We start from the raw sequence: 20,782 nt of genomic DNA on the forward strand, positions 1-20,782 counted from the left end.
AGGCGACCCCGTTAGGTTGAGTATCCACAGATTCGACCCCAGAATCAGACCCAAGGGCGGGCTTGACCGGCGTGATCTTCGAATTTGTCGATGTGGTGGTCTTTTTCCATTGTCAGGCCGATATCGTCCAAACCGTTCAGCAAGCAGTGCTTGCGGTGTGGGTCGATGTCGAATTCGATGACAACACCATCCGAGGTTGTGATCTGCTGATCTTCCAGATGAACGGTCATGCGGGCGTTCTCGCCTTTGTGCGCGTCTTCCATCAGGACTGCATGATGCTCTTCCTCGACCACGATGGGCAGGATACCGTTCTTGAAGCAGTTGTTGAAGAAGATGTCGGCAAAGCTGGTCGAGATCACAACCTTGATGCCGAAATCCTTGATCGCCCAAGGCGCGTGCTCGCGCGATGAGCCGCAGCCGAAATTGTCGCCAGCCACCAGAATCTCGGCCTCGCGATAGGCGGGTTTGTTCAGGACGAATTCCTCGTTCTCCTGCCCGTCATCGTGATAGCGCATCTCGTCAAACAGAACGACGCCCAGGCCGGACCGCTTGATAGTTTTCAGGTGCACTTTCGGAATGATCATATCGGTGTCGATATTGATCAGCGGCATTGGGGCGGCCACCCCGTGGACTTTGTCAAACTTTTCCATGTTCACACTCCTGCGGGAGAGGGCCGCGCCCATGCCCCGCGTTTAAGCTTCTTTTGTTTCGTCTTTGGGTGCGTTCTTGACGAAGAACGCCATGAAGACCAATCCGAACCCGTTGAACAGCATCTCGATGCCCAGGAAGATCCCCAGTATACTCAGCAATGCCTGTGGCTCCTGCCCGACATAGCTCCAGATGATACCGGCAAGGATGATCGACAAGATGCCCGAGATCATGGTGGGCCAGAAAAACTGTGTTCCTTTCATCTGGAACGACAGAATGACCCGCGCGATGCCGCCTGCCATGAACAGGATCAGCATCACGGTCGCCAGCGTCAGCGTACCCTGCAATGGGTGACCCAGAAAGGACCAGCCCAGAAACAGCATGACCGCACCCATGATGAGCGACAGGATCTTGTTGCCGGTGCCTTCAACGGTGAAACCGCCGACCACCTGCAACGCGCCCGAGATCAGAAGCAACGCTCCGGTCACGACCGTGACGGCCACAGACGCCACAACTGGCGCGCCCAGCACAAAGATACCGAACGCTATGGACAGAAGCCCCAGCAGGAGCCATTTGATCCAGTCACTCATGTTTTCAATCCCTCAAATATCTAGATATGAGGGAAGCTTACATCAATTCACGGACGTCTGTCAGCCGTCCTGTGATTGCCGCTGCGGCAGCCATTGCCGGGCTCAGCAAATGGGTCCGACCACCACGGCCCTGACGACCTTCGAAGTTGCGGTTCGAGGTCGCGGCACAGCGCTCGCCCGGTTGCAACTGATCCGGGTTCATCGCCAGACACATCGAACATCCGGCCAGACGCCATTCGAACCCGGCCTCTTTGAAGATGTCCGCCAGACCTTCTTCCTCGGCCTGCGCACGAACCAGACCCGAACCGGGCACGACCATGGCGCGCATTCCGTCCTTGATCTTTTTGCCCTTCAGAATTTCGGCCGCGGCGCGCAGGTCTTCGATGCGGCCATTGGTGCAGGACCCGATGAACACTGTGTCGATTTCCACATCGCTGAGCTTCTGACCGGCTTCCAGACCCATGTATTCGATCGAACGGCGGGCCGCGTCGACCTTGCCTCCTTCGAAGTCTTCAGGGTGAGGTACAGATGCGGTGATCGGCAGAACATCTTCAGGGCTGGTGCCCCAAGTCACAACCGGAGCAATATCCTCGCCACGCAGGGTGATGACCTTGTCAAAATGCGCGTTTTCGTCTGTGTAAAGCGTTTTCCACCAGTTCAAAGCGGCTTCCCACTGCGCGCCCTTGGGGGCGTGCGGGCGGCCTTTGACGTATTCAAAGGTGGTTTCATCCGGCGCGATCAGGCCAGCGCGCGCGCCGCCTTCGATGGCCATGTTACAGACGGTCATACGACCTTCCATCGACAGATCACGGATCGCTTCGCCGCAATACTCTATCACATAACCCGTGCCACCGGCTGTGCCGGTTTCACCGATCACGGCCAAAGTGATGTCTTTGGCGGTCACACCCGGCTGCAGTTTGCCGGTGATTTCCACCTTCATGTTCTTGGATTTCTTCTGGATCAGCGTTTGCGTGGCCAGTACATGCTCGACCTCAGAGGTGCCGATGCCGTGGGCCAACGCACCGAACGCGCCGTGAGTCGCCGTGTGGCTGTCGCCGCAAACAACGGTCATGCCGGGCAGGGTCCAACCCTGTTCAGGGCCAACGATGTGCACAATGCCCTGACGCACATCGTTTACGGGGTAGTAGTGAATACCGAAATCCTTGGCGTTCTTGTCCAGTGCTTCGACCTGGATGCGCGATTCCGGGTTTTCAATTCCGTTCACGCGGTCCGGTGTAGTGGGCACGTTGTGATCCGGCACAGCGATAGTTTTTTCCGGCGCGCGCACCTTGCGACCGGCCATCCGCAGCCCTTCAAAGGCTTGCGGGCTGGTCACTTCGTGCACCAGATGGCGGTCGATATAAAGCAAACAGGTGCCATCATCGGCTTCGTGCGCGACATGGGCATCCCAGATCTTGTCATAGAGTGTTTTGGGGGACATCGGTCCTCTCCCGTATGTAATGAGAAATGGCTGGCGAGTTGGCTCAGGCCGCAGATAGGCGGGCCAGAACCGTGCGGGCGGCCCCAAAGAACCGTTCACGCAGGCGCGTGCGGTCTTGCAGTTTCGGAGCAGGGGCCAAGTTGAGTCTCATGCGGTCCAGATATATCGGGCTTGACTGTCAATCAAGGTTCAATCCGGTGTCAGGCTTGCATCACCCGGCGTTGCTGTCCAAGCTGTGATCATGAACCAAGACCTGATCCCCAGCACGTTGTCGGACCTATACAACAACATGGTCGGGGCTTTTTCTGTTCAGTTTGGAAAAATGGTCGAATTGGTCGTTACACCGGGCTGGCGGCAATACCAGTTGATTATCATCCTGTTCCTGTGGGCGCTGGCCTTCCTGCTAAAAGCTCTGACGCAGTCCAGATGGGAAGCTTGGGCACGAGCGCGAAGCGGATGGCCAAAGTGGCGCCTGCGCGTGCTCGTCCAGCTGATGCGGCGGCTGACACTGGTTTATTTCGTGATTTTATCCTGGTCGCTGTATTTGATTATGCAGCACGTCACCTGGCCGTCTCGCAGCTATTTTATTGGTGTGCTTGCAACATTGGCAGCGGCTTGGCTGGCTATTGCGCTGATCGCCAGACTTGTACGAAACCGCACACTGCGGCGCATCTTCAAATGGGCCATGTGGGTCTATGCAACGCTCGTTGCATTGAACCTGACGGATGACGTGGCAGGTTTTCTGGATGGCGTGGCGATTTCCATCGGCGATCTGCACATTTCGGCGCTGGGCATTCTCAAGGCGATTCTGCTGATTGGCGTTCTGCTGACGTTGGCGCGCATCGGCACCCGGGCGGCTGAGCAGGGGTTGCAGAGCAATGATGACATCACGCCGTCAATGCAGGTGCTTTTAGCCAAGGGCATTCAGGTTCTGCTTTATGGCGCAGTCTTTTTGACCGCCATCCGCACGCTAGGGTTTGATCTGACAGGTATCGCGCTGCTGTCGGGGGCGATCGGTGTGGGCATCGGGTTTGGCCTGCAAAAAGTGGTGTCAAACCTGATTTCCGGGATCATCATTCTGATGGACCGCTCGATCAAGCCCGGCGACGTTATTTCGCTGGGCGACACGTTCGGTTGGATCAACGCATTGGGTGCGCGATACGTCTCGGTGGTCACTCGGGATGGGCGGGAATACCTGATCCCGAACGAGGATCTGATCACCAATCAAGTGGTGAACTGGTCGCATTCCGACAAGTTCGTGCGTTTGGATCTGGATTTTGGCACCAGCTATGACGATGACCCTCACAAGGTTCGTTCCACGGCGATCCGGGCGGTGAAAGCGGTGACACGGGTTCTGAGCGGAGGGTCCCATGAGCCGGTTTGCCACATCACCGGCTTTGGCGACAGCAGCGTTGACTATGTGTTGCGCTTTTGGATCAGCGATCCGACCAAAGGGCTGACCAATATTCGCGGCAATGTCTATCTGGCGCTTTGGGACGCTTTCAAGGAAGAAGGCATCTCGATCCCGTTCCCGCAGCGCGAGGTTCGGTTACTGCCAGACGGCGTAACCGCGCAACAGATCGTTGAAGAGTGAACACGCGTACGCGACCTTTGGTTTGCATTCATTGAAATGTTGCAATCCCCTTGTTACCTTATTAGTACCCCGGCGCCGGGGTTTCACGGCGCGCAGCAAAGGAGGACTATGTCCTGTCTCTACATACTCAGGCGGGTTTGCCCGCCGATGATGGGGCCAGTGTAATGGCCCACTCTCAGTCAATCAGCGACAAGCTGCTTGAGCGTATCCTTTCCTCACTTACCGATGACAAGGCCGAAGACGTCGTGCAGATCAACCTGCAAGGTAAGTCTTCTGTTGCGGATCACATGGTGATTGCCTCGGGTCGGTCGACCCGTCAGGTATCGGCCATGGCGGAAAAGCTGACGGATCGCATCAAGCAGGAATTCGGTTTCACTTCGAAGGTTGAAGGCAAGGATGCCGGCGACTGGGTGTTGATCGATACGGGCGACGTGATCGTCCATATCTTCCGCCCCGAAGTGCGTGAATTCTATCAGCTGGAAAAGATGTGGCTGCCTCAGGGCGGCAGCGCCTCGGCGAACTGAGGCGCCATCCTGGCCCGCATTGAGGGGCCGGAGGCGAGAGAGATATGCGTATCAGCATAGTTGCGGTCGGGCGATTGCGCGCTGGACCGGAAAAGTCCCTGCTTGATGATTACGTGAACCGATTTGACCGGACCGGCCGCGGCTTGGGCCTTGGTCCCGCCCGCGTGATCGAGGTCGAAGACAAGAAAAATGCAGGCATGGGGGCCGAGGCTGCTCTTCTGCGCAAAGCGCTGCCCAAAGGCGCGGTGATCTGTACATTGGATGAGCGCGGACGGGTCATGTCCTCACCCGATTTTGCCAAGAAGCTGGGCGGCTGGCGTGATGCTGGGCGGCAGGATTTGGCGCTGATTATTGGCGGAGCGGACGGAATAGACCCTAATCTGCGGGCCGAGGCCGATTTTTCCATCTCATTCGGGTCAATGGTCTGGCCCCATATGCTGGTCCGTGTGATGCTGGCCGAGCAACTTTACCGGGCCGCAACCATCCTGTCGGGCGGCCCTTATCACCGGGTCTGACATGGCGCAGCTTCTGATCGTTTACCATTCGCGCACTGGTGGCGCCCGGCAAATGGCCGAAGCGGCGGCTGCGGCGGGTCACGACGAGGCAGACATTGTTCTGAAAACCGCTGATCAGGCCGGTCCTGAGGATTTGTTGGGCGCGGATGGATATATCTTCTGTGCGCCCGAGAACCTCGCCGCGATTTCGGGTTTGATGAAGGAGTTTTTCGACCGCAGCTACTATCCGGTTCTGGGTAAGATCGAAGGTCGCCCTTATGCGCAAATGGTTTGTGCAGGATCAGATGGTGCCAACGCCGCGCGCCAAACCGCGCGCATTGCAACCGGCTGGCGGTTGAAAGAAGTGCAGCCGCCTCTGATCCTCTGCACTCATTCACAAACGTCCGAAGCGATTCTGGCCGAAAAGACCATCCCCGAAGGACAACTTGAGAAATGCCGCGAGATCGGTGCAGCGATGGCGGCAGGCTTGGCCCTTGGGGTGTTCTGAACTTCAGTACAGGTCGATCACCGTTGTGTCTTCACCCCAGCCACCGACATTGTCTCGTGCCTGAATCTGGACCTGGGTTGTACCTTCGGGTATCGCTACACCGCTCAGCGAGCGGGTGAAAGGCTGCTCATCCACATGCGGATGATGCAGGACACGCATCCCTAGTTCATTGCCATTCATGTCCAAAACGCGCCAGCCATCGGCGTAGTCATCCCATCCGGTGTCCGGGTGCCGGATCGTGACATCGAAGCGCCATGTGTCGCCGCCGCGGGTGGCCGCGACCTTCTCGATCGTTGGGGGGTCGGCAAAGGCAGGGCTGGCCAGGAAGGCGCTGAGAATCACATATCGCATGGCGCGAATGTACGGGTTATCGCGGCGCATCGGGATCACGTCTCTGTGTAAGGGGATTGGGATATCAGGATTGTTCGGGACTGCGAAGCAAACTCGCGTCGATACAAAACACCGAACGTGATTATGGTGCTCAGCATCAAAGCGATTGGTCCGAGGAACCATGCCAGCGAGGCCAATGCAAAATAGGTGGCGCGCAGGCCACGGTTAAAGCTGCGGGCGGCTGTGACGCAAATTTCGGCCGACTGAGCGGCGCGCGGGTACGCCTGCGGGTCTTCGGGATCGTTCGGGACCGAGGCCATCAACACAGCACAATAGCCAAACAAGCGATGCGCCCAGACATATTTCAGGAATGCGTTGGCCAGCAGAAGTACGACGACAAGTATCTTGATTTCCCACACCAAAGCGGGTGCGCTTCCAATGGCAAGGTCGCTGGCCACCCCGGCAAGTCGCTCGGTATTGCCCAGCAGGGCCAGCCCGCCGCCGATGGCAATCATAGTAGTGGATGCAAAAAACGTGCTGCCTTGACGCATGGCGGCTACAACCTGTGCATCAAACATGCGCGGCTGACGCGTCACCATCTCGCGCATCCAGTCGCGGCGGTAATTGTCCATCATTTGCGAGACAGATCGCCTCTGTGGCGACGGATGTTCGATCTTCCACCCTATCCACAGCCATGCGCCCAGCAGCAAGCCGAGGGCGGCGTAATCCAAAGGGGCAAACAAAGCGGCACGTTCGATCCAGGTCATGGGCGTGACAGTAAAACTGAACGGAAGAACTTGCCAGATCATGAAATTGGTAATATTATTTTACCAAATTGGAGGATCAGCGATGGAAATGCCCCGGCCAAATCCCGATGTTCTGGCGCGAAAGCAAGCCGTTCTGGCGCGATTGCTGCAGGTATTGCCTGAGGATGCTGTGATTCACGATCCGGCTGAGACGCGGGCCTATGAGTGTGACGCGCTGACCGCTTATCGCTGCCCGCCGATGCTGGCAGTACTTCCGTCAACGACGCAGGACGTGTCTGATGTCCTGCGAATCTGCTATGAAGAAGGGGTTCCTGTGGTGCCACGTGGCTCCGGCACGTCACTGGCGGGTGGGGCCTTGCCGACTGCGGATTGCGTCATTCTGGGCGTGGCGCGGATGAATGAGGTGCTGGAGGTCGATTATGACAACCGCTTCATAAAGGTGCAGACCGGACGGACCAATCTGAGCGTGACAGGCGCGGTCGAGGAAGAGGATTTCTTTTATGCGCCCGATCCGTCTTCGCAATTGGCCTGTGCCATTGCGGGCAATATCGCGATGAATTCGGGTGGCGCGCATTGCCTGAAATACGGTGTGACCACGAACAACCTGCTGGGCGTGACCATGGTGATGATGGACGGCAGTGTTGTGGAAATCGGCGGCGCGCATCTGGATGCCTCTGGCCTGGACCTGCTGGGTGTTATTTGTGGCTCAGAGGGGCAGCTGGGCGTGGTGACCGAGGCCACGCTGCGCATTCTGCGTAAACCCGAAGGGGCGCGACCGGTTCTGATGGGGTTCGACGACAATGAGGTCGCGGGCCAATGTGTCTCTGACATTATCAAATCGGGCATCTTGCCGGTTGCGATCGAGTTCATGGACACCCTGTGCATTCAAGCCTGCGAGAATTTTGCGCATGCCGGGTATCCCGATTGCACCGCCTTGCTGATTGTCGAGGTCGAAGGCTCGGAGGCTGAGATCGACTATCAGTTGGCGAAGATCATAGAAATCGCCAAGCGCCACAATCCTGTTGAATTGCGTGAGAGCCAGTCTGCCGAAGAAAGCGCGAAGATTTGGCTGGGTCGCAAATCGGCTTTTGGCGCGATGGGTCAAATGAACGATTACATGTGTCTGGACGGCACCATCCCGGTATCCTCCTTACCCGAAGTCCTGCGCCGCATCGGTGAGTTGAGCGAGGAATACGGCCTGCCCGTTGGCAATGTCTTCCACGCGGGTGACGGCAACATGCACCCCTTGATCCTGTTTGACGCCAACAAACCGGGCGATCTGGAGAAATGCGAAGCATTTGGTGCTGATATTCTGAAGCTGTGTGTCGACGTAGGCGGGTGCCTGACCGGAGAACATGGTGTCGGCATCGAAAAGCGGGATCTGATGGCACACCAGTACGCGCCAGCGGATCTTGAGGCGCAGATGGCGATTAAAGATGTGTTCGATCCGCAGTGGTTGTTGAATCCCGCGAAGGTGTTCCCCTTGGACGCATCCGAGGCGAGGCGCCTTGCGGCGGAATAGGGGCTCTGCCCCAATTGCGCAGGCGCGGTTTCCCCGGAGTTTTTGTGAAAAGATGAAGCACATGAGACCTGAAACGGAAGACGAATTGGCGGATCTGGTGGCCGGGCTGACCGAGCCAGTGCGCATAGCCGGGGGCGGAACGCGTGGTGTGACCGGGCCGGAGCCTGAACTGAACGTTTCCGGGCTGAGCGGTATCACCCTTTACGAACCCGGAGCCCTAACACTTGTGGCTAAGTCAGGCACGCCGTTGGCCGAGATTGAAGCCGCGCTGGACGCGGAGGGGCAACAACTGGCGTTCGAGCCGATGGACCATCGTGGATTGCTTGGAACTTCGGGCGAACCGACCATCGGTGGTGTTGTGGCGGCAAACGTATCTGGGCCGAGGCGGATACAGGCCGGGGCGTGCCGAGATTTTCTGTTGGGCGTTCGTTTTGTCGATGGGCGCGGTCAAGTGGTCAAGAATGGCGGACGGGTGATGAAGAACGTCACCGGTTATGATCTGGTGAAGTTGATGGCTGGGTCCTGGGGCACTTTGGGCGTGTTGACCGAGGTTTCGCTGAAAGTGCTACCCAAGCCAGAGGCCGTTGCGACGCTTGTTTGGGAGGATCGCGGATGGGTCGCGACGTCCAAGTTGTTTTGTGACGCGTTGGGATCGCCATACGAAGTCAACGGTGCGGCTCGGTTGCCCGAGGGCGGCGGCAAGCCGTCCCGGACGGTGCTGCGGATTGAAGGGTTTGACCAATCGGTCGAATATCGCGTTTCCAAGTTGCAAGAGCTCTTTGCGGAAACGAATCCGGATCAGGTTGTCACTGATGCGGCCGAAAACACCGCCATTTGGCGCGAAGTGCGTGATATTGAGCCTTTTGCCGACAGACCGGGCAATGTCTGGAAAACCTCTGTCAAACCGACTGACATGATCCGTGTGGTCGGTGACGCCAACCCGAACACGGTCGTGGATTGGGGTGGGGGTCTGATCTGGACTTTAGCACCGGAAGGCACTGATCTGCGATCTGAACTAAGTGATGTTGAGGGACATTCGACCCTGGTGCGCGCGACCCCGGAAGACATACAGAATCTGGGTCGGTTTCAGCCGGAAAATGCTGCTGTTTCGGCTCTAACACAGGGGGTACGGGCAAGATTCGACCCGCGATCTGTGTTCAATCCGGGACTCATGGGGTAGAGCGATGCAGACAACATTTACGGAAAAACAGCTGGAAGATCCGGCAATTCAGCGCTCGAACGAGATTCTGCGTAGCTGTGTCCATTGTGGGTTTTGCACTGCGACATGCCCAACCTATCAGGTGTTGGGGGATGAACTCGACAGCCCGCGCGGGCGTATTTACCTGATCAAGGACATGCTGGAAAACGAACGTGTACCGGATGAAAAGACGGTCAAGCATATTGATCGCTGCCTGTCCTGTCTGGCTTGCATGACCACTTGTCCTTCGGGCGTGCATTACATGCACCTGGTCGATCATGCGCGCGAATATATCGAGGCGAATTACAAACGTCCTTTGACGGACCGTATCCTGCGTTCGATTCTTGCCCAAATCCTACCCTACCCGATGCGATTTCGCTGGGCCTTGATCGGAGCAAAGTTGGGCCGTCCGTTTCGGTTTCTGATGCCCGACGCCCGGTTGCGGGCGATGCTGGACATGGCCCCAAAGCACATCCCGCCGGTCAGTCGCAACGACGACCCTCAGAGCTTTGCGCCCAAGGGAGAACGAAGAAAGCGTGTCGCGCTGATGACCGGCTGCGCACAGAAGGCTCTAAATACCGACATTAACGATGCTACGATCCGGTTACTGACGCGTTTGGGGTGCGAGGTTGTGGTGGCCGAAGGCGCCGGATGTTGTGGAGCCTTGACGCACCACATGGGTAAAAGTCGTGAAAGCCACGCGGCTGCCGCAGCCAATATCAAGGCCTGGGCGCGCGAAATGGATGGTGACGGCTTGGACGCCATCGTCATCAATACGTCTGGTTGTGGCACGACGGTGAAAGACTATGGGCACATGTTCCGCAATGACTCTCTGGCCAAGGACGCGGCGCGTGTCGCGGGTATTGCCATGGATATCAGCGAGTTGGTCATGCAACTGGACCTTCCTGAAGGGCGCGACCAAGACCTTACGGTCGCTTATCACGCGGCCTGTTCGTTGCAGCACGGACAAAAGATTAAGACCTATCCTAAGGACTTGCTGAAACGGGCAGGGTTCCAAGTTGTTGAGCCTGCAGATAGCCATCTGTGCTGTGGCAGCGCAGGCACCTACAACCTGATGCAGCCCGAGATTTCGGGCCAATTGAAAAAGCGCAAGGTCAAAACGCTGGAGGCGAAGAAGCCGGACCTGATCTCAGCCGGAAACATCGGATGCATGATGCAGATCGGGTCGGGTACCCAAGTGCCGGTCGTGCACACGGTTGAATTGTTGGACTGGGCGACCGGCGGACCAAGGCCGCCGTCGTTGCAACACCCCAGGGACGCTGTACCGATCCTGAAGTAATTCGCTTTGGTGCCGACGCGCATCACTTGCCCGGAATTTCTTATAACCCCTGATTGCCCTATTTTCGCCCAACGTAACCCGTAGGACAAAAAGGTCAGAGTGAGTCCCGGAGAACCGCGTGCGCAACTGGATCAAGGCTATTGTGCTCTGTGTCATGCCGATGGCGGCCACAGCGCAGGATACCGGGCTGGAAAGTCTGGACACCTCGGATTCCGGGCGCGATTGGATGGCTGTCGGGCGGCTGGACATTGCAGGCAGAGGGTTTTGCACCGGAACGCTGGTGTCGCCAACGCTGGTACTGACAGCAGCGCATTGCCTGTTTGACAAGGTGTCCGGGCAACGGATCAATCCGTCGGAAATTGAGTTTCTGGCCGGGTGGCGTTTAGGCCGTGCCCTGGCCTATCGGACTGCGCGGCAAGCTGTGGTCCATCCCGACTATCAATTTGGTGCAGAATCCACGGCCGACAGGGTCAGCGCAGACGTGGCTTTGATCGAGCTGTGGCAACCGATCAGAAATACCGCCGTCATTCCTTTTGAGTCAGGGAATCAGCCCCGCAGAGGTGCCGAAGTTGGCGTGGTCTCTTATGCGCATGACCGGTCCGAGGTCCCTTCGCTGCAGCAGGTCTGCTCAGTCATGAACCGGCAGCAGGGTGTCATGATCATGTCCTGTGACGTTGATTTTGGCTCATCAGGTGCGCCGGTCTTTTCCTTTGCAGGCGCGCGCCCTCAGATCGTGTCGGTTGTGGCGGCCAAGGCCAGTCTGGACGGCCAGAACGTAGCAATAGGCACTGCGGTTGAACACTCGCTGCAACTGCTGCGCGACGAGCTTTCTGCAGGGCGAGGGTTTGGGCTGTCAACGCCTGGGCCGGGGGCAGGGAAGAACATCGGCGCAAGGTTTATCAGACCATGATCAGAGTTTTCTTCAGCCTCATTGTCGGACTGAGTGTTTTGGCAACCACGTCCCACGCTCAATCAAACAAGCGTAAGCTGACGGATCGCGACGATCTTTACGGATGGGAGGCGGTTGGGCGTCTGGACATGGGGGACGGATCCTTTTGCACCGGTACGCTGATCGCGCAAGACATGGTGCTGACAGCTGCCCATTGTGCCGTGGACCAAAGTACCGGAACAGCGTTTGCCGGCGAGGACATCACTTTTCGTGCAGGGCTGAGCAACGGGAAAGCCCTGGCAGAACGTCAGGTCACACAGGTTGCGATCCACCCCAACTACGGCTCTAGACCGCCGCTTTCGAGCGAAAGCGTTCGGATTGACGTTGCGCTGTTGCGACTTGATAAGCCCATCCCCTATTCCGTCGCAGATCCCTTTGCGCTGTACAGTGGGCGTGTTCTGGGGGATGAGGTCAGTATCGCTTCGTATGGGCGCGGCCGGTCCGAGGCGATCACACGAGAACGCTCCTGCCGGATCATTGATCGTCGTCAGGGCCTGATCCTGTTCAATTGTGACATCACGTTTGGCTCGTCCGGGTCCGCCATTCTGACGAAGAAGGGATCGCGATGGCAGATTCTGTCGGTGGTTTCGGCGGTTGGTACAAATGGCAGCCGAAAGGTTGGCTTTGGTATGGAGCTTGGTGAAATTGTCGCCGAGCTAAAGGCAATCATGCGACGCGATGCGCCGCAACCCAAAGCGTCAATCCGCAGGCTGCAGGTGGGGTCAGGCAAGTCCGCGTCTGGTGCAAAATTCATCAGCTCTGGCGGGGGTTGAACTCGGTCAAATCGCTACCCATGTGATGAATATCGGATCGCCACAACGGGGTCCGGTATGAACCACTGCCCGTCCAGTCGGAGGGCAAAATTTCGTAAATCGCTCAAGGATGAGGATACGACACATGCGTACATTTGACTTTGCACCGCTGCACCGCGCGACCATTGGCTTTGATCAGATCGCCGATATGATGGATCGCGTTCTGACCAATGATGTGGCTCAGCCGAGCTACCCACCATACAATATCGAAAAAACTGACGCCGACACCTATCGCATTTCGGTCGCTGTTGCCGGTTTTTCGGAAAATGACCTGTCCGTCGAAGTGAAAGAGAATTCGCTGATTGTCGCTGGCAAGAAAGCCGCCGAGAAAAAGGATCGCAGCTATCTGCACCGCGGCATCGCCACCCGCGCGTTCGAGCGTCGTTTTGCTCTGGCTGACCACGTCCGCGTCACGGGCGCAAGCCACGAAAACGGCATGCTGAACATCGACCTGAAGCGTGAAGTACCCGAGGCGCTGAAACCACGCCGTATCGAGATCACTTCGGCCAAGGCCATCGAGAAGGACGTCGTTGACGCCAAAGCTGTCAACTAACGCGCCTTAACGTTCCGCGGCAGTCGCCTCCTCCCTGACTGCCGCAACACCCGCCCCGCGTTCCTCCAGACGCGGGGCGATGTTTTTTCGTCATCGGGACCTTCGGTAGGCGGACAATTCTGCCATTTGGCATATCGGAACGAGTGTCGGCTATTGGTCGTCGGTAAACTTGATACAGAACGCTTACAGTACCTTTTGTGCTTAGACGCAACTTTGGTACTGGGTGGGTCATTGACGTTAGCGTCAATCATGGAGTTTTCTTTATTTTGAAAGCATCTTTCCGGTTTTATAAAGTCGTCGCGCAGTGACTTCGATCAAATCCGTAAGCCTTCCGCGCTTCTCCATTTGCAAAACGCCCGCGTCCAACGATCGAAGCACTGAATCAATGTCAGTCGTTTCAATTTCGTAAACTGTTAAGTACTTTCCCTTGCCCTCACACACTTCGGCACGTTCATAGCGTGAATTCAAATCAGCTTCACAGATGTATCGGGTGGCACGCAGGATTCCTTTGATGGCGAGGACATCCGGCAGGTCGATGTCGTCATACCACTGATTGTACTCATCCTCCCGAGAAGGATCGACGCAATTGGATTCTACGACGAAAATATGCGTGACCATGGTGAAACAGTCTCCGTATTGAGGGGTCCTAATTGAGTGTTAGTGCATGATTGGCCTTGGTTCCATTAGCCCCTGAAGTTTCTATCATTCCAATTTCTCAAACCGATCGTTCGTGCCTGGCGCAGCATCGGTCAATATAGGCTCAAAGCTGACGCTAGAACCAAAATGACCCCGCACAATTTCGTGCGGGGCCCATTGACGTCTTGCAAATAAATTAATTCCCAGCCGTGACTGACCCGATCGACCAGAACATCGTCTCGCCCGAGGCATCGTCAACGCCGTCATTGTCGGTCATCACAAACGCCTCGCCCGAGGGCAGGATGGCCAGACCTTCGATCTTGTCCAGAACATAACCACCGGTCGAGGTCAGGTCGGGCAGCAGGTCACGGACCTCTTGCTTGCTGACCACGGGCAATGCGCCGCCAAGTGGGGCCGGGGTCATTTCGGACAGCGGGATGCGGTAGACCTTTTTGGTTACGGCGCGGTGGTCATGTTGGTTGTCGCGCTCGATGACATAGACATGATCACCAAAGGCCACGATTTCCGACAGACCGACCCAGCCCTTTTCCGGGTCTGCCTTGGGGTAATGCACGGCACCCCACTCCTTAGTCTCAAGGTTGTAGGCCACCAGTTTCACGTGGTTTTCCGGATCATCCTTCCATTCGCGCTGAACTGCCATCCACAGGGTATTGCCCACCTTGGTGATGCCTTCGAAACCAAAGTGTTTCTCAACTGCCATCAGTTCCGGCGGCAGGCCGATCTCGCCCTTGCGGTCCTTGATCAGACCATCTGCCGAGACGTGATAGATCGCATGGGGGATGACGCGGTCGGTGCGGCCTTCGGAGGCGACGTAGAAACCACCTTGGCCGTCCAGCGTGATGCCCTCCAGATCCAGCTTCTGCGCCGGATTACCGTCCTGACGGTGGATGCGGATCACGTCCACGATCCGTGCCGGGCTCTGGCTGGGGTCGATCTTGAAGATCGACGGCTGGAAGCCATAAAAGCTGTCATTGACCGCATAGATCATGCCGTCCTCATCCGCGACCAAGCCGGACAGAGCCCCCCATCCGATCAGTTCATCCGCACCTTCCGAGGTTAGATGCGGATAGTTGGCCGGGGCGTCCTGATATTCGAAGATCGAAACATGCGCGCGCGGGCCGCCATCTTCGATCAGGTCTTTCTCGTTGGCCGAGATCAGCAGGTTACGCTCGGGGATCGCAACATAGCCTTCCGGTCCAACGCCTGAAGGCAGCAGTTGTTTCAGCACTGGGTTGGCTGGGTCGGTGGCGTCATAGACACCCACGACCGAGGCGCGCTCGGCCCCGACAAAGATCATCGGCGTGCCGCCAAAGGTGGCCACGGTTACACTTTCCGGCTCAACGCCTTTGCTGTCCGAGCGTTTGTCGGGGTAGTGGCCGATCTGGATGATGGCCTTCTCGAAATCGGTGCCGTTCTCGTAAACAACGGTGCCGTCTTTGTGGAAAATTGTCCAACCACGCGACCCGCCTTCATAGTCACCTTCGTTGGCGGTCGCGAAGTGATTGTCGTCGATCCATTTCACCGCGTCCGGTTCGCGCAAACGGCCCGGCTGGCTTTCGGTGAAGATCAGCGCGCCGCGCTCATCAGTGGCGTCGATGCCTTCGAGATCAACCGCGCCTGCCGAGAAATGGCTGACCACGTTGCCGTCCTTGTCGACCACTGCGATGTGGTTGTTTTCCTGCAATGTGACAACGGTTTCACCCAGAGCGTTGATGTCAACGAATTCGGGCTCGGGGTCGGTGGTCGCGACCTCTGCCAAACCGGTTAGCGAGGCCATCGTCATACCCGCGCACTCCAGCGCGCCGTCTTTCAGTGGCACCAGTGCTAGCGATCCGGCGGGCAATTGTGGGATTATGCCATCGTTCAGGTCTTCGTCGCGTTCGTTTTCGATCGCAACGGCAACAAAGCTGCCATCCGGTGCGATGGCGACGCTGTCAGGCTGACCGCCCAGATCACAGGCACCGGTTTCGGCCTTGCTTGCGATATCGACTGAGATCAGTTTGCCGGACGGGGCGGTATAGCTTTCCGACGTGTTCACGCCGACAAAAGCCGTCGTGCCAACAATGCCCACGGAGGTCGGTTCGCCGCCCACTTCCATCGCGCCCAGCGGGGCCGGGTTCGCGGGGTTAGTGATGTCGATCATGCCGATCACGCCCAATGGGCTGTCGGTATAAACCAGCGTCATACCATCCGCGGTGGCCGCGATGATCTCGGGCGAGGTTTCTCGGGTGGTGTCGGCCCCTTCGGCTATGTTCTTGACGACTGGAAAAGACGCAATTCGGTTGAAGTTCATCTCTGCCACGGCCTGACCGGCGGTCAGGGCAAGGGCAGATGTCAGGCAGGCAAAACGCAAAGACATCGTTGAGTATCCCCTCTCAGTTGGATGAGAGGGGGATGAACGCAGGTCATTGCAGGGATGTGACGGTTTATTTGCAGTTTTATGACAAACCGAATGGCCCCGGCGCTTTGCACCGGGGCCAGGTCAGATTAAACCGACATGCAGACGTATTTCATTTCCAAATAGTCTTCCATACCGTGGTGGCTGCCCTCACGGCCCAGACCGGATTGCTTGACGCCACCGAACGGGCCCAGCTCGGTTGAGATGATGCCCGTGTTCACGCCTACGATGCCATATTCCAGCGCCTCGGCCACTTTGTAGACGCGGCTCAGGTCCTTGGCGTAGAAGTAAGAGGCCAGACCAAAGATCGTGTCATTGGCCATGGCGATGACATCGTCCTCATCTTCAAACTTGAACAAAGGCGCCAACGGGCCAAAGGTTTCGTCCTGCGCGACCAACATATCCTGGGTCACACCGGTCACAATGGTCGGCTGGAAGAACGTGCCACCCAGATCATGCGGCAGGCCACCGGTCAAAACCGCGCCGCCCTTGTCGGTGACGTCCTTGATATGCTCTTCAACTTTGGCGACAGCTTCAGCATTGATCAGCGGGCCGGTTGTGGTTCCGTCGGTCAGACCGTCACCTACCTTGAGCGCCTCGGTGGCGGCTTTCAGCTTGGCTGCGAAGGCGTCGTAAACGCCAGCCTGCACGTAGATACGATTGGCGCAGACGCAGGTCTGACCGTTGTTGCGGAACTTGCACATCATCGCGCCTTCGACCGCTGCATCCAGATCGGCGTCGTCGAACACGATAAACGGAGCATTGCCGCCCAATTCCATCGAGCATTTCATCACCTGATCGGCAGCCTGTTTCAGCAAGATGCGACCGACCTCGGTTGAACCGGTGAAGGTCAGCTTGCGCACGCCGGGGTTTTCGCAGAATTCCTTGCCGATTTCGCTGGCGCGCGACGACGGAACCACGTTGAACACACCAGCCGGAATGCCAGCCTTTTCGGCCAAAACGGCCAGAACCAGAGCGGACAAGGGTGTTTCCTTGGCCGGGCGCGCAACAAACGCACACCCCGCGGCCAGGGCAGGACCGGCTTTGCGGGTGATCATTGCGTTGGGGAAGTTCCATGGTGTGATCGACGCCGCAACACCAATCGGTTGTTTCAGCACCATGATCCGCTTGTCACGCTGATGCCCCGGGATCATCTCACCGTAGACACGCTTGGCTTCTTCGCCGAAGAATTCGATGAAGGACGCGCCATAGCCGATCTCACCAATCGCCTCGGCAAGTGGTTTGCCTTGCTCGGCCGTCAGGATTTTGCCCAGATCCTCAGCGTTTTCCATCATCAGATCGAACCAGCGGCGCAGGATCACCGCACGTTCCTTGCCGGTCAGTTTGGCCCATTCCTTTTGCGCGGCTTCAGCTTGTGCAACCGCTCCGGCAACCTGGGCACGGCTGACATCGGCCACTTCAGCGACTACGTCACCGCGTGCGGGGTTGGTCACGTCAAACGTCCCGTTATCCCCGTCCACCCATTGGCCGCCTATATAGGCTTTCGTCGCCAGCAGTTCAGGGTTCTTCAAAATCGACTTCAGGTCTGTAGTTGCGTCCAGCATGGGCTAGCCTCCGGCAGGAATAATGTTTGCGCGCACCCAATCAGCGGGTTCGAAACTGTCTATGGCCACTTCGCCCCCTAAATCAATCCAGATTTGGCTGAATAGTGTGTGATTTTCGTATACCGATCCACGTTAGGCTGCAGCCAGCCGCCTATCTTTTTTGCCCCGAGTTTGCAAAAGTCTGGTGGAAAAATTAGCGCAGGGGGATGTAAATCGGTGTAACATTCCCTATCTTATTGGTTAAACAGACAAAAAGGGACACCAGAGATGTCGAACCAGCAATTCGAAGCCCTTATAGAAGAAACTCAGGCAAAAGTGCGTGAGTCCCAGTCGCAAATCGAAGGGCTGACCTCACGGATTGAGGCTGCGCGGGCCAAGATCGGCACCGCCGAGGCGGATATCGACATTGAAAACGCAACGCTCGAGGATGTTCACACCCATACCGAGGTGATGAATGCCAATATCGCCGAGCTGATCATGGGGCTGGATGACGTTACAAACGCGTTTTCCAAAGATTTCGACGAAATGCGCTCGAAAACCGGGTGGGAGTCGTTTGTTGGCATCTTCTCGAAAGGTAAGTCCGAGTCGATGCGGCAGGAACGGATGCGCACGGCCAATATCGACGACAAGCTGCAAGACCTGATCGCTAAATCAGATGTGATCGTGCAATTGTTGCAGGGGCAGCTGTCCGTACTGGAAGAGCAGCGCGTCAAAGTTGAGGACAACTTGACCGGCACACTGGATGACCGTGAGGCGACCGTGGCCGAGCTTGAGGCGTTGCGCGCCGAGATCCAAGGCATGGATCCGACGATCATCACGCTGGAAAACAAGATCAGCGTCGAACAGGATGCCGCCGCGCGGACCCAGTTAGAGACTGAATTGGCCGAGCTGAACAAGCAATACAACGCCAAGGTTCAGGAAGAACAGGTCAAGCTGGCCAAGTCGCAGACGCTGGAGCGCTATATCGAGAAAGGCAAGACCTGGGTCGATTCATTGCAGAACCAGGCGGCGACTCAGATGGTGCTGATCAACAAGCTGCAGACAGACACGCAGCAGCGCGTGGTGCTGTATGACGCCCTGACCAAATCGCTGAAAACAGCGCAGCAGCAGGACGTGGCGCACCGCATCAACGAGATCGGCGTGCAGACCGACCAAGAGGCGCAAACCGCAATGGCCGCCATCGGCACCGCGACCAACCAGAAAATGGCCGATATGCTTGAAGCGCACGAGGACCACATGGTTTTTGCCCGCGACGTGCTGGAGAAAAAGGCCAAGGCGGACGAACGCTTTGCCCGCCGGTTTGCGTCTATTGTCGAGAAGCATGATAAAAATTTGTATGGGGGTTAAACCCTGATGTGGAGCTGGAAAGTATTTTGCAGGTTTGGCCTCTTGGGCATTTTTTTCACGATTGCAGGGGGATTAGTCTCCTTTCTCTCTGGTGTCGGTGTTTCGTTGTCGAAAATTGGTGCCGATGCGCCCTTTCAGGTTGCCAGCCAAGAGGCAGTAAACGGAATTGTGTTCGCAGCACTTTTTCTGGCAATTATTTTCATCTTGGTTGGGTGTCTTGGAAATCTAGCCCGCGCGCTGTTTTCAATGACTGCTCACACCATTCGGAGCCGCGAGCCACAATTCTTCAATGTGCGCCAATCGGAGGCCAATATGCTCTTTAGCTTCTTTGAACTTGATGCATTTGGAAGAGTGCTTTCTGTCAAGGATGAAGGGCAGTGATTTCAGAAGTTGAAATGCTGCCGAGAACCGCAAATGACTGACCCCACCCAAGACCATGTCGGCCTGACCGACACCTTCGCCTCGCGCCGCTATTTCCGCAAATTTGAGGTGATCACTGTCCACCTCCTGCGCGTGGCCGCGACGATGGAGGCGGAGGGCGCGATCAGCAAGCAAGAGGTGCGGATCGTGTCGCGGTATCTCTCGGGGTTGCTCTATACCTTCCGCGCACTGTCCATGAAATACCTGCTGGTCGGGCGCGATACTGGGCGGTTCTTTGGCAGCCTGGCCATGGACAAGCGCGACAGCGGGTTTCCGGTGGCGGCCGAATTGTTGACCATGGCCAATGACGCGCAGCAGGCGCAGGTGCATCTGGCGAATATGCCGTCGGAAGACGATCTGAAAACCGACATGGTTCGGACAATTATTGGCGACCGGGAGATCCCCACCAAGCTGCAATTCGCCCTGTCACAAAGGCTCTTTTATGAAGAATTACTGAAAGGTCAGCTGTTCTGGGCCCGCAACGATCCCGAATGCCATTGGATCGGGAATGAGGGGGATCGGCGCAAGTTCATGATCCACTGGGCGGTCTATGACAGCCAGATCAACCTGCCGGTCATCTACTTGATGCAGCTTGAGGACAGCGGCAAGACGGCCCTGCCCAAGGACCAGCGCCGCTGGCCCGAGGTGCAGGCGCATCTGATGGCGCAGTCTTTGGGCGGTTTGAAACTGGTGACCATCGCCAAGGGCTTCGACCAGGATTTTGACGACCTGCATCCCAAACACCTGCGCCGCATTCATGTGGGGCCAATGTATTCCTCGGCCTATACCGAGCAATCGGGTCCTTTGCGGCAGGTGCTGGAGGACGCACAGGCACCCGAAGGTCAAGATTGGGCACTGGCCTGGACCACCGAGGAGCTGGAAAGCGAAGAGGTCATCGAAGAACGCGCCGGATGGTTTTCAACCGTCGAGCGCGAGATTTTCGCGCTGGATCCGTTTGGCGGGCAGGGCGCTGAGACCGGGGCCACGCGGACGCAGCGGTCGATCATCCTGCCCCAACGCCCCTTTCAGGTGCTGGCCGAGCGCAACCCGCCGGGGTTTGCCGATGTGCGCAAATTCGTCGTTAGCAAGGCAGGACAGGTGTTGCGCTATTGAGTTTTTCGCCTTCGGCGACCGTATTTTGGACGAGAAGAAGATGCAGGGTTGA

At 57.2% G+C, this 20,782-nt stretch carries 22 protein-coding genes; 13 read left to right on the forward strand and 9 right to left on the reverse strand.

Annotated features, from left to right (window positions below; translation table 11 throughout):
- Positions 1-44: 44 nt before the first annotated feature.
- From leuD to GS632_RS13195, 4 genes are read right to left on the reverse strand one after another with little or no spacing between them, the layout of a single operon-like run.
- Entirely contained in the window at positions 45-650 is a 606-nt protein-coding gene (gene leuD / locus GS632_RS13180; RefSeq protein ID WP_171181033.1) for a 3-isopropylmalate dehydratase small subunit, read from the reverse strand.
- A gap of 42 nt (positions 651-692) precedes the next feature.
- Positions 693-1,238 carry an HdeD family acid-resistance protein gene (locus GS632_RS13185; RefSeq protein ID WP_171181036.1) on the reverse strand — a complete coding sequence of 182 codons (546 nt, stop codon included), beginning with the start codon at positions 1,236-1,238 and terminating at the stop codon, positions 693-695.
- A 37-nt stretch (positions 1,239-1,275) separates the two neighbouring features.
- Positions 1,276-2,679: a 3-isopropylmalate dehydratase large subunit gene (leuC, locus tag GS632_RS13190; protein ID WP_171181038.1), complete on the reverse strand. Its 1,404-nt coding sequence runs from the start codon at positions 2,677-2,679 to the stop codon at positions 1,276-1,278.
- Positions 2,680-2,722: 43 nt separating this feature from the next.
- A complete protein-coding gene (locus GS632_RS13195; RefSeq protein WP_171181041.1) occupies positions 2,723-2,830 on the reverse strand; it encodes an isopropylmalate isomerase in 108 nt (35 codons plus the stop codon).
- A 90-nt stretch (positions 2,831-2,920) separates the two neighbouring features.
- Here GS632_RS13195 and GS632_RS13200 point away from each other — a divergent pair, with 90 nt between their 5' ends.
- From GS632_RS13200 to GS632_RS13215, 4 genes are all read left to right on the forward strand, one after another.
- Complete coding sequence (locus tag GS632_RS13200; protein WP_171181043.1) at positions 2,921-4,273, forward strand: mechanosensitive ion channel family protein; 1,353 nt, start codon at positions 2,921-2,923, stop codon at positions 4,271-4,273.
- Positions 4,274-4,437: 164 nt separating this feature from the next.
- Positions 4,438-4,797, forward strand: coding sequence for a ribosome silencing factor (gene rsfS / locus GS632_RS13205; protein ID WP_171181054.1), 360 nt, complete (start codon positions 4,438-4,440; stop codon positions 4,795-4,797).
- A 44-nt stretch (positions 4,798-4,841) separates the two neighbouring features.
- Positions 4,842-5,312: a 23S rRNA (pseudouridine(1915)-N(3))-methyltransferase RlmH gene (gene rlmH, locus GS632_RS13210; protein WP_171722092.1), complete on the forward strand. Its 471-nt coding sequence runs from the start codon at positions 4,842-4,844 to the stop codon at positions 5,310-5,312.
- A 1-nt stretch (position 5,313) separates the two neighbouring features.
- On the forward strand, positions 5,314-5,799 hold the full coding sequence (locus tag GS632_RS13215; RefSeq protein WP_171181058.1) for a flavodoxin family protein: 486 nt from the start codon (positions 5,314-5,316) through the stop codon (positions 5,797-5,799).
- A 3-nt stretch (positions 5,800-5,802) separates the two neighbouring features.
- Here GS632_RS13215 and GS632_RS13220 read toward each other — a convergent pair whose 3' ends face one another.
- Positions 5,803-6,180, reverse strand: a complete 378-nt coding sequence (locus GS632_RS13220) for a hypothetical protein (RefSeq protein WP_371732334.1) — start codon at positions 6,178-6,180, stop codon at positions 5,803-5,805.
- A 5-nt stretch (positions 6,181-6,185) separates the two neighbouring features.
- Positions 6,186-6,896, reverse strand: coding sequence for a DUF599 domain-containing protein (locus tag GS632_RS13225; protein WP_171096663.1), 711 nt, complete (start codon positions 6,894-6,896; stop codon positions 6,186-6,188).
- Between the two features lie 82 nt (positions 6,897-6,978).
- Here GS632_RS13225 and GS632_RS13230 point away from each other — a divergent pair, with 82 nt between their 5' ends.
- From GS632_RS13230 to GS632_RS13255, 6 genes are all read left to right on the forward strand, one after another.
- Positions 6,979-8,418 (forward strand): FAD-linked oxidase C-terminal domain-containing protein, encoded by a 1,440-nt coding sequence (locus GS632_RS13230; RefSeq protein WP_171181061.1) that lies wholly within the window; start codon positions 6,979-6,981, stop codon positions 8,416-8,418.
- Positions 8,419-8,479: 61 nt separating this feature from the next.
- Positions 8,480-9,598, forward strand: coding sequence for an FAD-binding protein (locus GS632_RS13235; RefSeq protein WP_171621158.1), 1,119 nt, complete (start codon positions 8,480-8,482; stop codon positions 9,596-9,598).
- A 4-nt stretch (positions 9,599-9,602) separates the two neighbouring features.
- Positions 9,603-10,916: a glycolate oxidase subunit GlcF gene (glcF, locus tag GS632_RS13240; protein ID WP_171621157.1), complete on the forward strand. Its 1,314-nt coding sequence runs from the start codon at positions 9,603-9,605 to the stop codon at positions 10,914-10,916.
- A gap of 118 nt (positions 10,917-11,034) precedes the next feature.
- Complete coding sequence (locus GS632_RS13245) at positions 11,035-11,826, forward strand: trypsin-like peptidase domain-containing protein (protein ID WP_348540128.1); 792 nt, start codon at positions 11,035-11,037, stop codon at positions 11,824-11,826.
- On the forward strand, positions 11,823-12,638 hold the full coding sequence (locus GS632_RS13250) for a serine protease (RefSeq protein ID WP_171181067.1): 816 nt from the start codon (positions 11,823-11,825) through the stop codon (positions 12,636-12,638). Before GS632_RS13245 ends, GS632_RS13250 begins: the two co-directional genes overlap by 4 nt.
- A gap of 124 nt (positions 12,639-12,762) precedes the next feature.
- Positions 12,763-13,230 (forward strand): Hsp20 family protein, encoded by a 468-nt coding sequence (locus tag GS632_RS13255; RefSeq protein WP_171722093.1) that lies wholly within the window; start codon positions 12,763-12,765, stop codon positions 13,228-13,230.
- 261 nt (positions 13,231-13,491) lie between these two features.
- Here GS632_RS13255 and GS632_RS13260 read toward each other — a convergent pair whose 3' ends face one another.
- From GS632_RS13260 to GS632_RS13270, 3 genes are all read right to left on the reverse strand, one after another.
- A complete protein-coding gene (locus GS632_RS13260; RefSeq protein WP_171181072.1) occupies positions 13,492-13,848 on the reverse strand; it encodes a hypothetical protein in 357 nt (118 codons plus the stop codon).
- Positions 13,849-14,062: 214 nt separating this feature from the next.
- Positions 14,063-16,246, reverse strand: a complete 2,184-nt coding sequence (locus GS632_RS13265; protein ID WP_171722094.1) for an esterase-like activity of phytase family protein — start codon at positions 16,244-16,246, stop codon at positions 14,063-14,065.
- Positions 16,247-16,374: 128 nt separating this feature from the next.
- Positions 16,375-17,850 carry an NAD-dependent succinate-semialdehyde dehydrogenase gene (locus GS632_RS13270; protein WP_171181076.1) on the reverse strand — a complete coding sequence of 492 codons (1,476 nt, stop codon included), beginning with the start codon at positions 17,848-17,850 and terminating at the stop codon, positions 16,375-16,377.
- A gap of 267 nt (positions 17,851-18,117) precedes the next feature.
- Between GS632_RS13270 and GS632_RS13275 the strand changes: the two genes are divergently transcribed.
- The 3 genes from GS632_RS13275 to GS632_RS13285 are packed head-to-tail and all read left to right on the forward strand — an operon-like array spanning position 18,118 to position 20,730.
- Positions 18,118-19,197, forward strand: a complete 1,080-nt coding sequence (locus GS632_RS13275; protein ID WP_171722095.1) for a hypothetical protein — start codon at positions 18,118-18,120, stop codon at positions 19,195-19,197.
- Between the two features lie 42 nt (positions 19,198-19,239).
- Entirely contained in the window at positions 19,240-19,578 is a 339-nt protein-coding gene (locus tag GS632_RS13280) for a hypothetical protein (RefSeq protein WP_171181080.1), read from the forward strand.
- Positions 19,579-19,611: 33 nt separating this feature from the next.
- Positions 19,612-20,730, forward strand: coding sequence for a hypothetical protein (locus tag GS632_RS13285; protein WP_171181082.1), 1,119 nt, complete (start codon positions 19,612-19,614; stop codon positions 20,728-20,730).
- Positions 20,731-20,782: the final 52 nt, after the last annotated feature.

The organism is Ruegeria sp. HKCCD7296 (assembly GCF_013110775.1).
Taxonomy (GTDB): Bacteria; Pseudomonadota; Alphaproteobacteria; order Rhodobacterales; family Rhodobacteraceae; genus Ruegeria.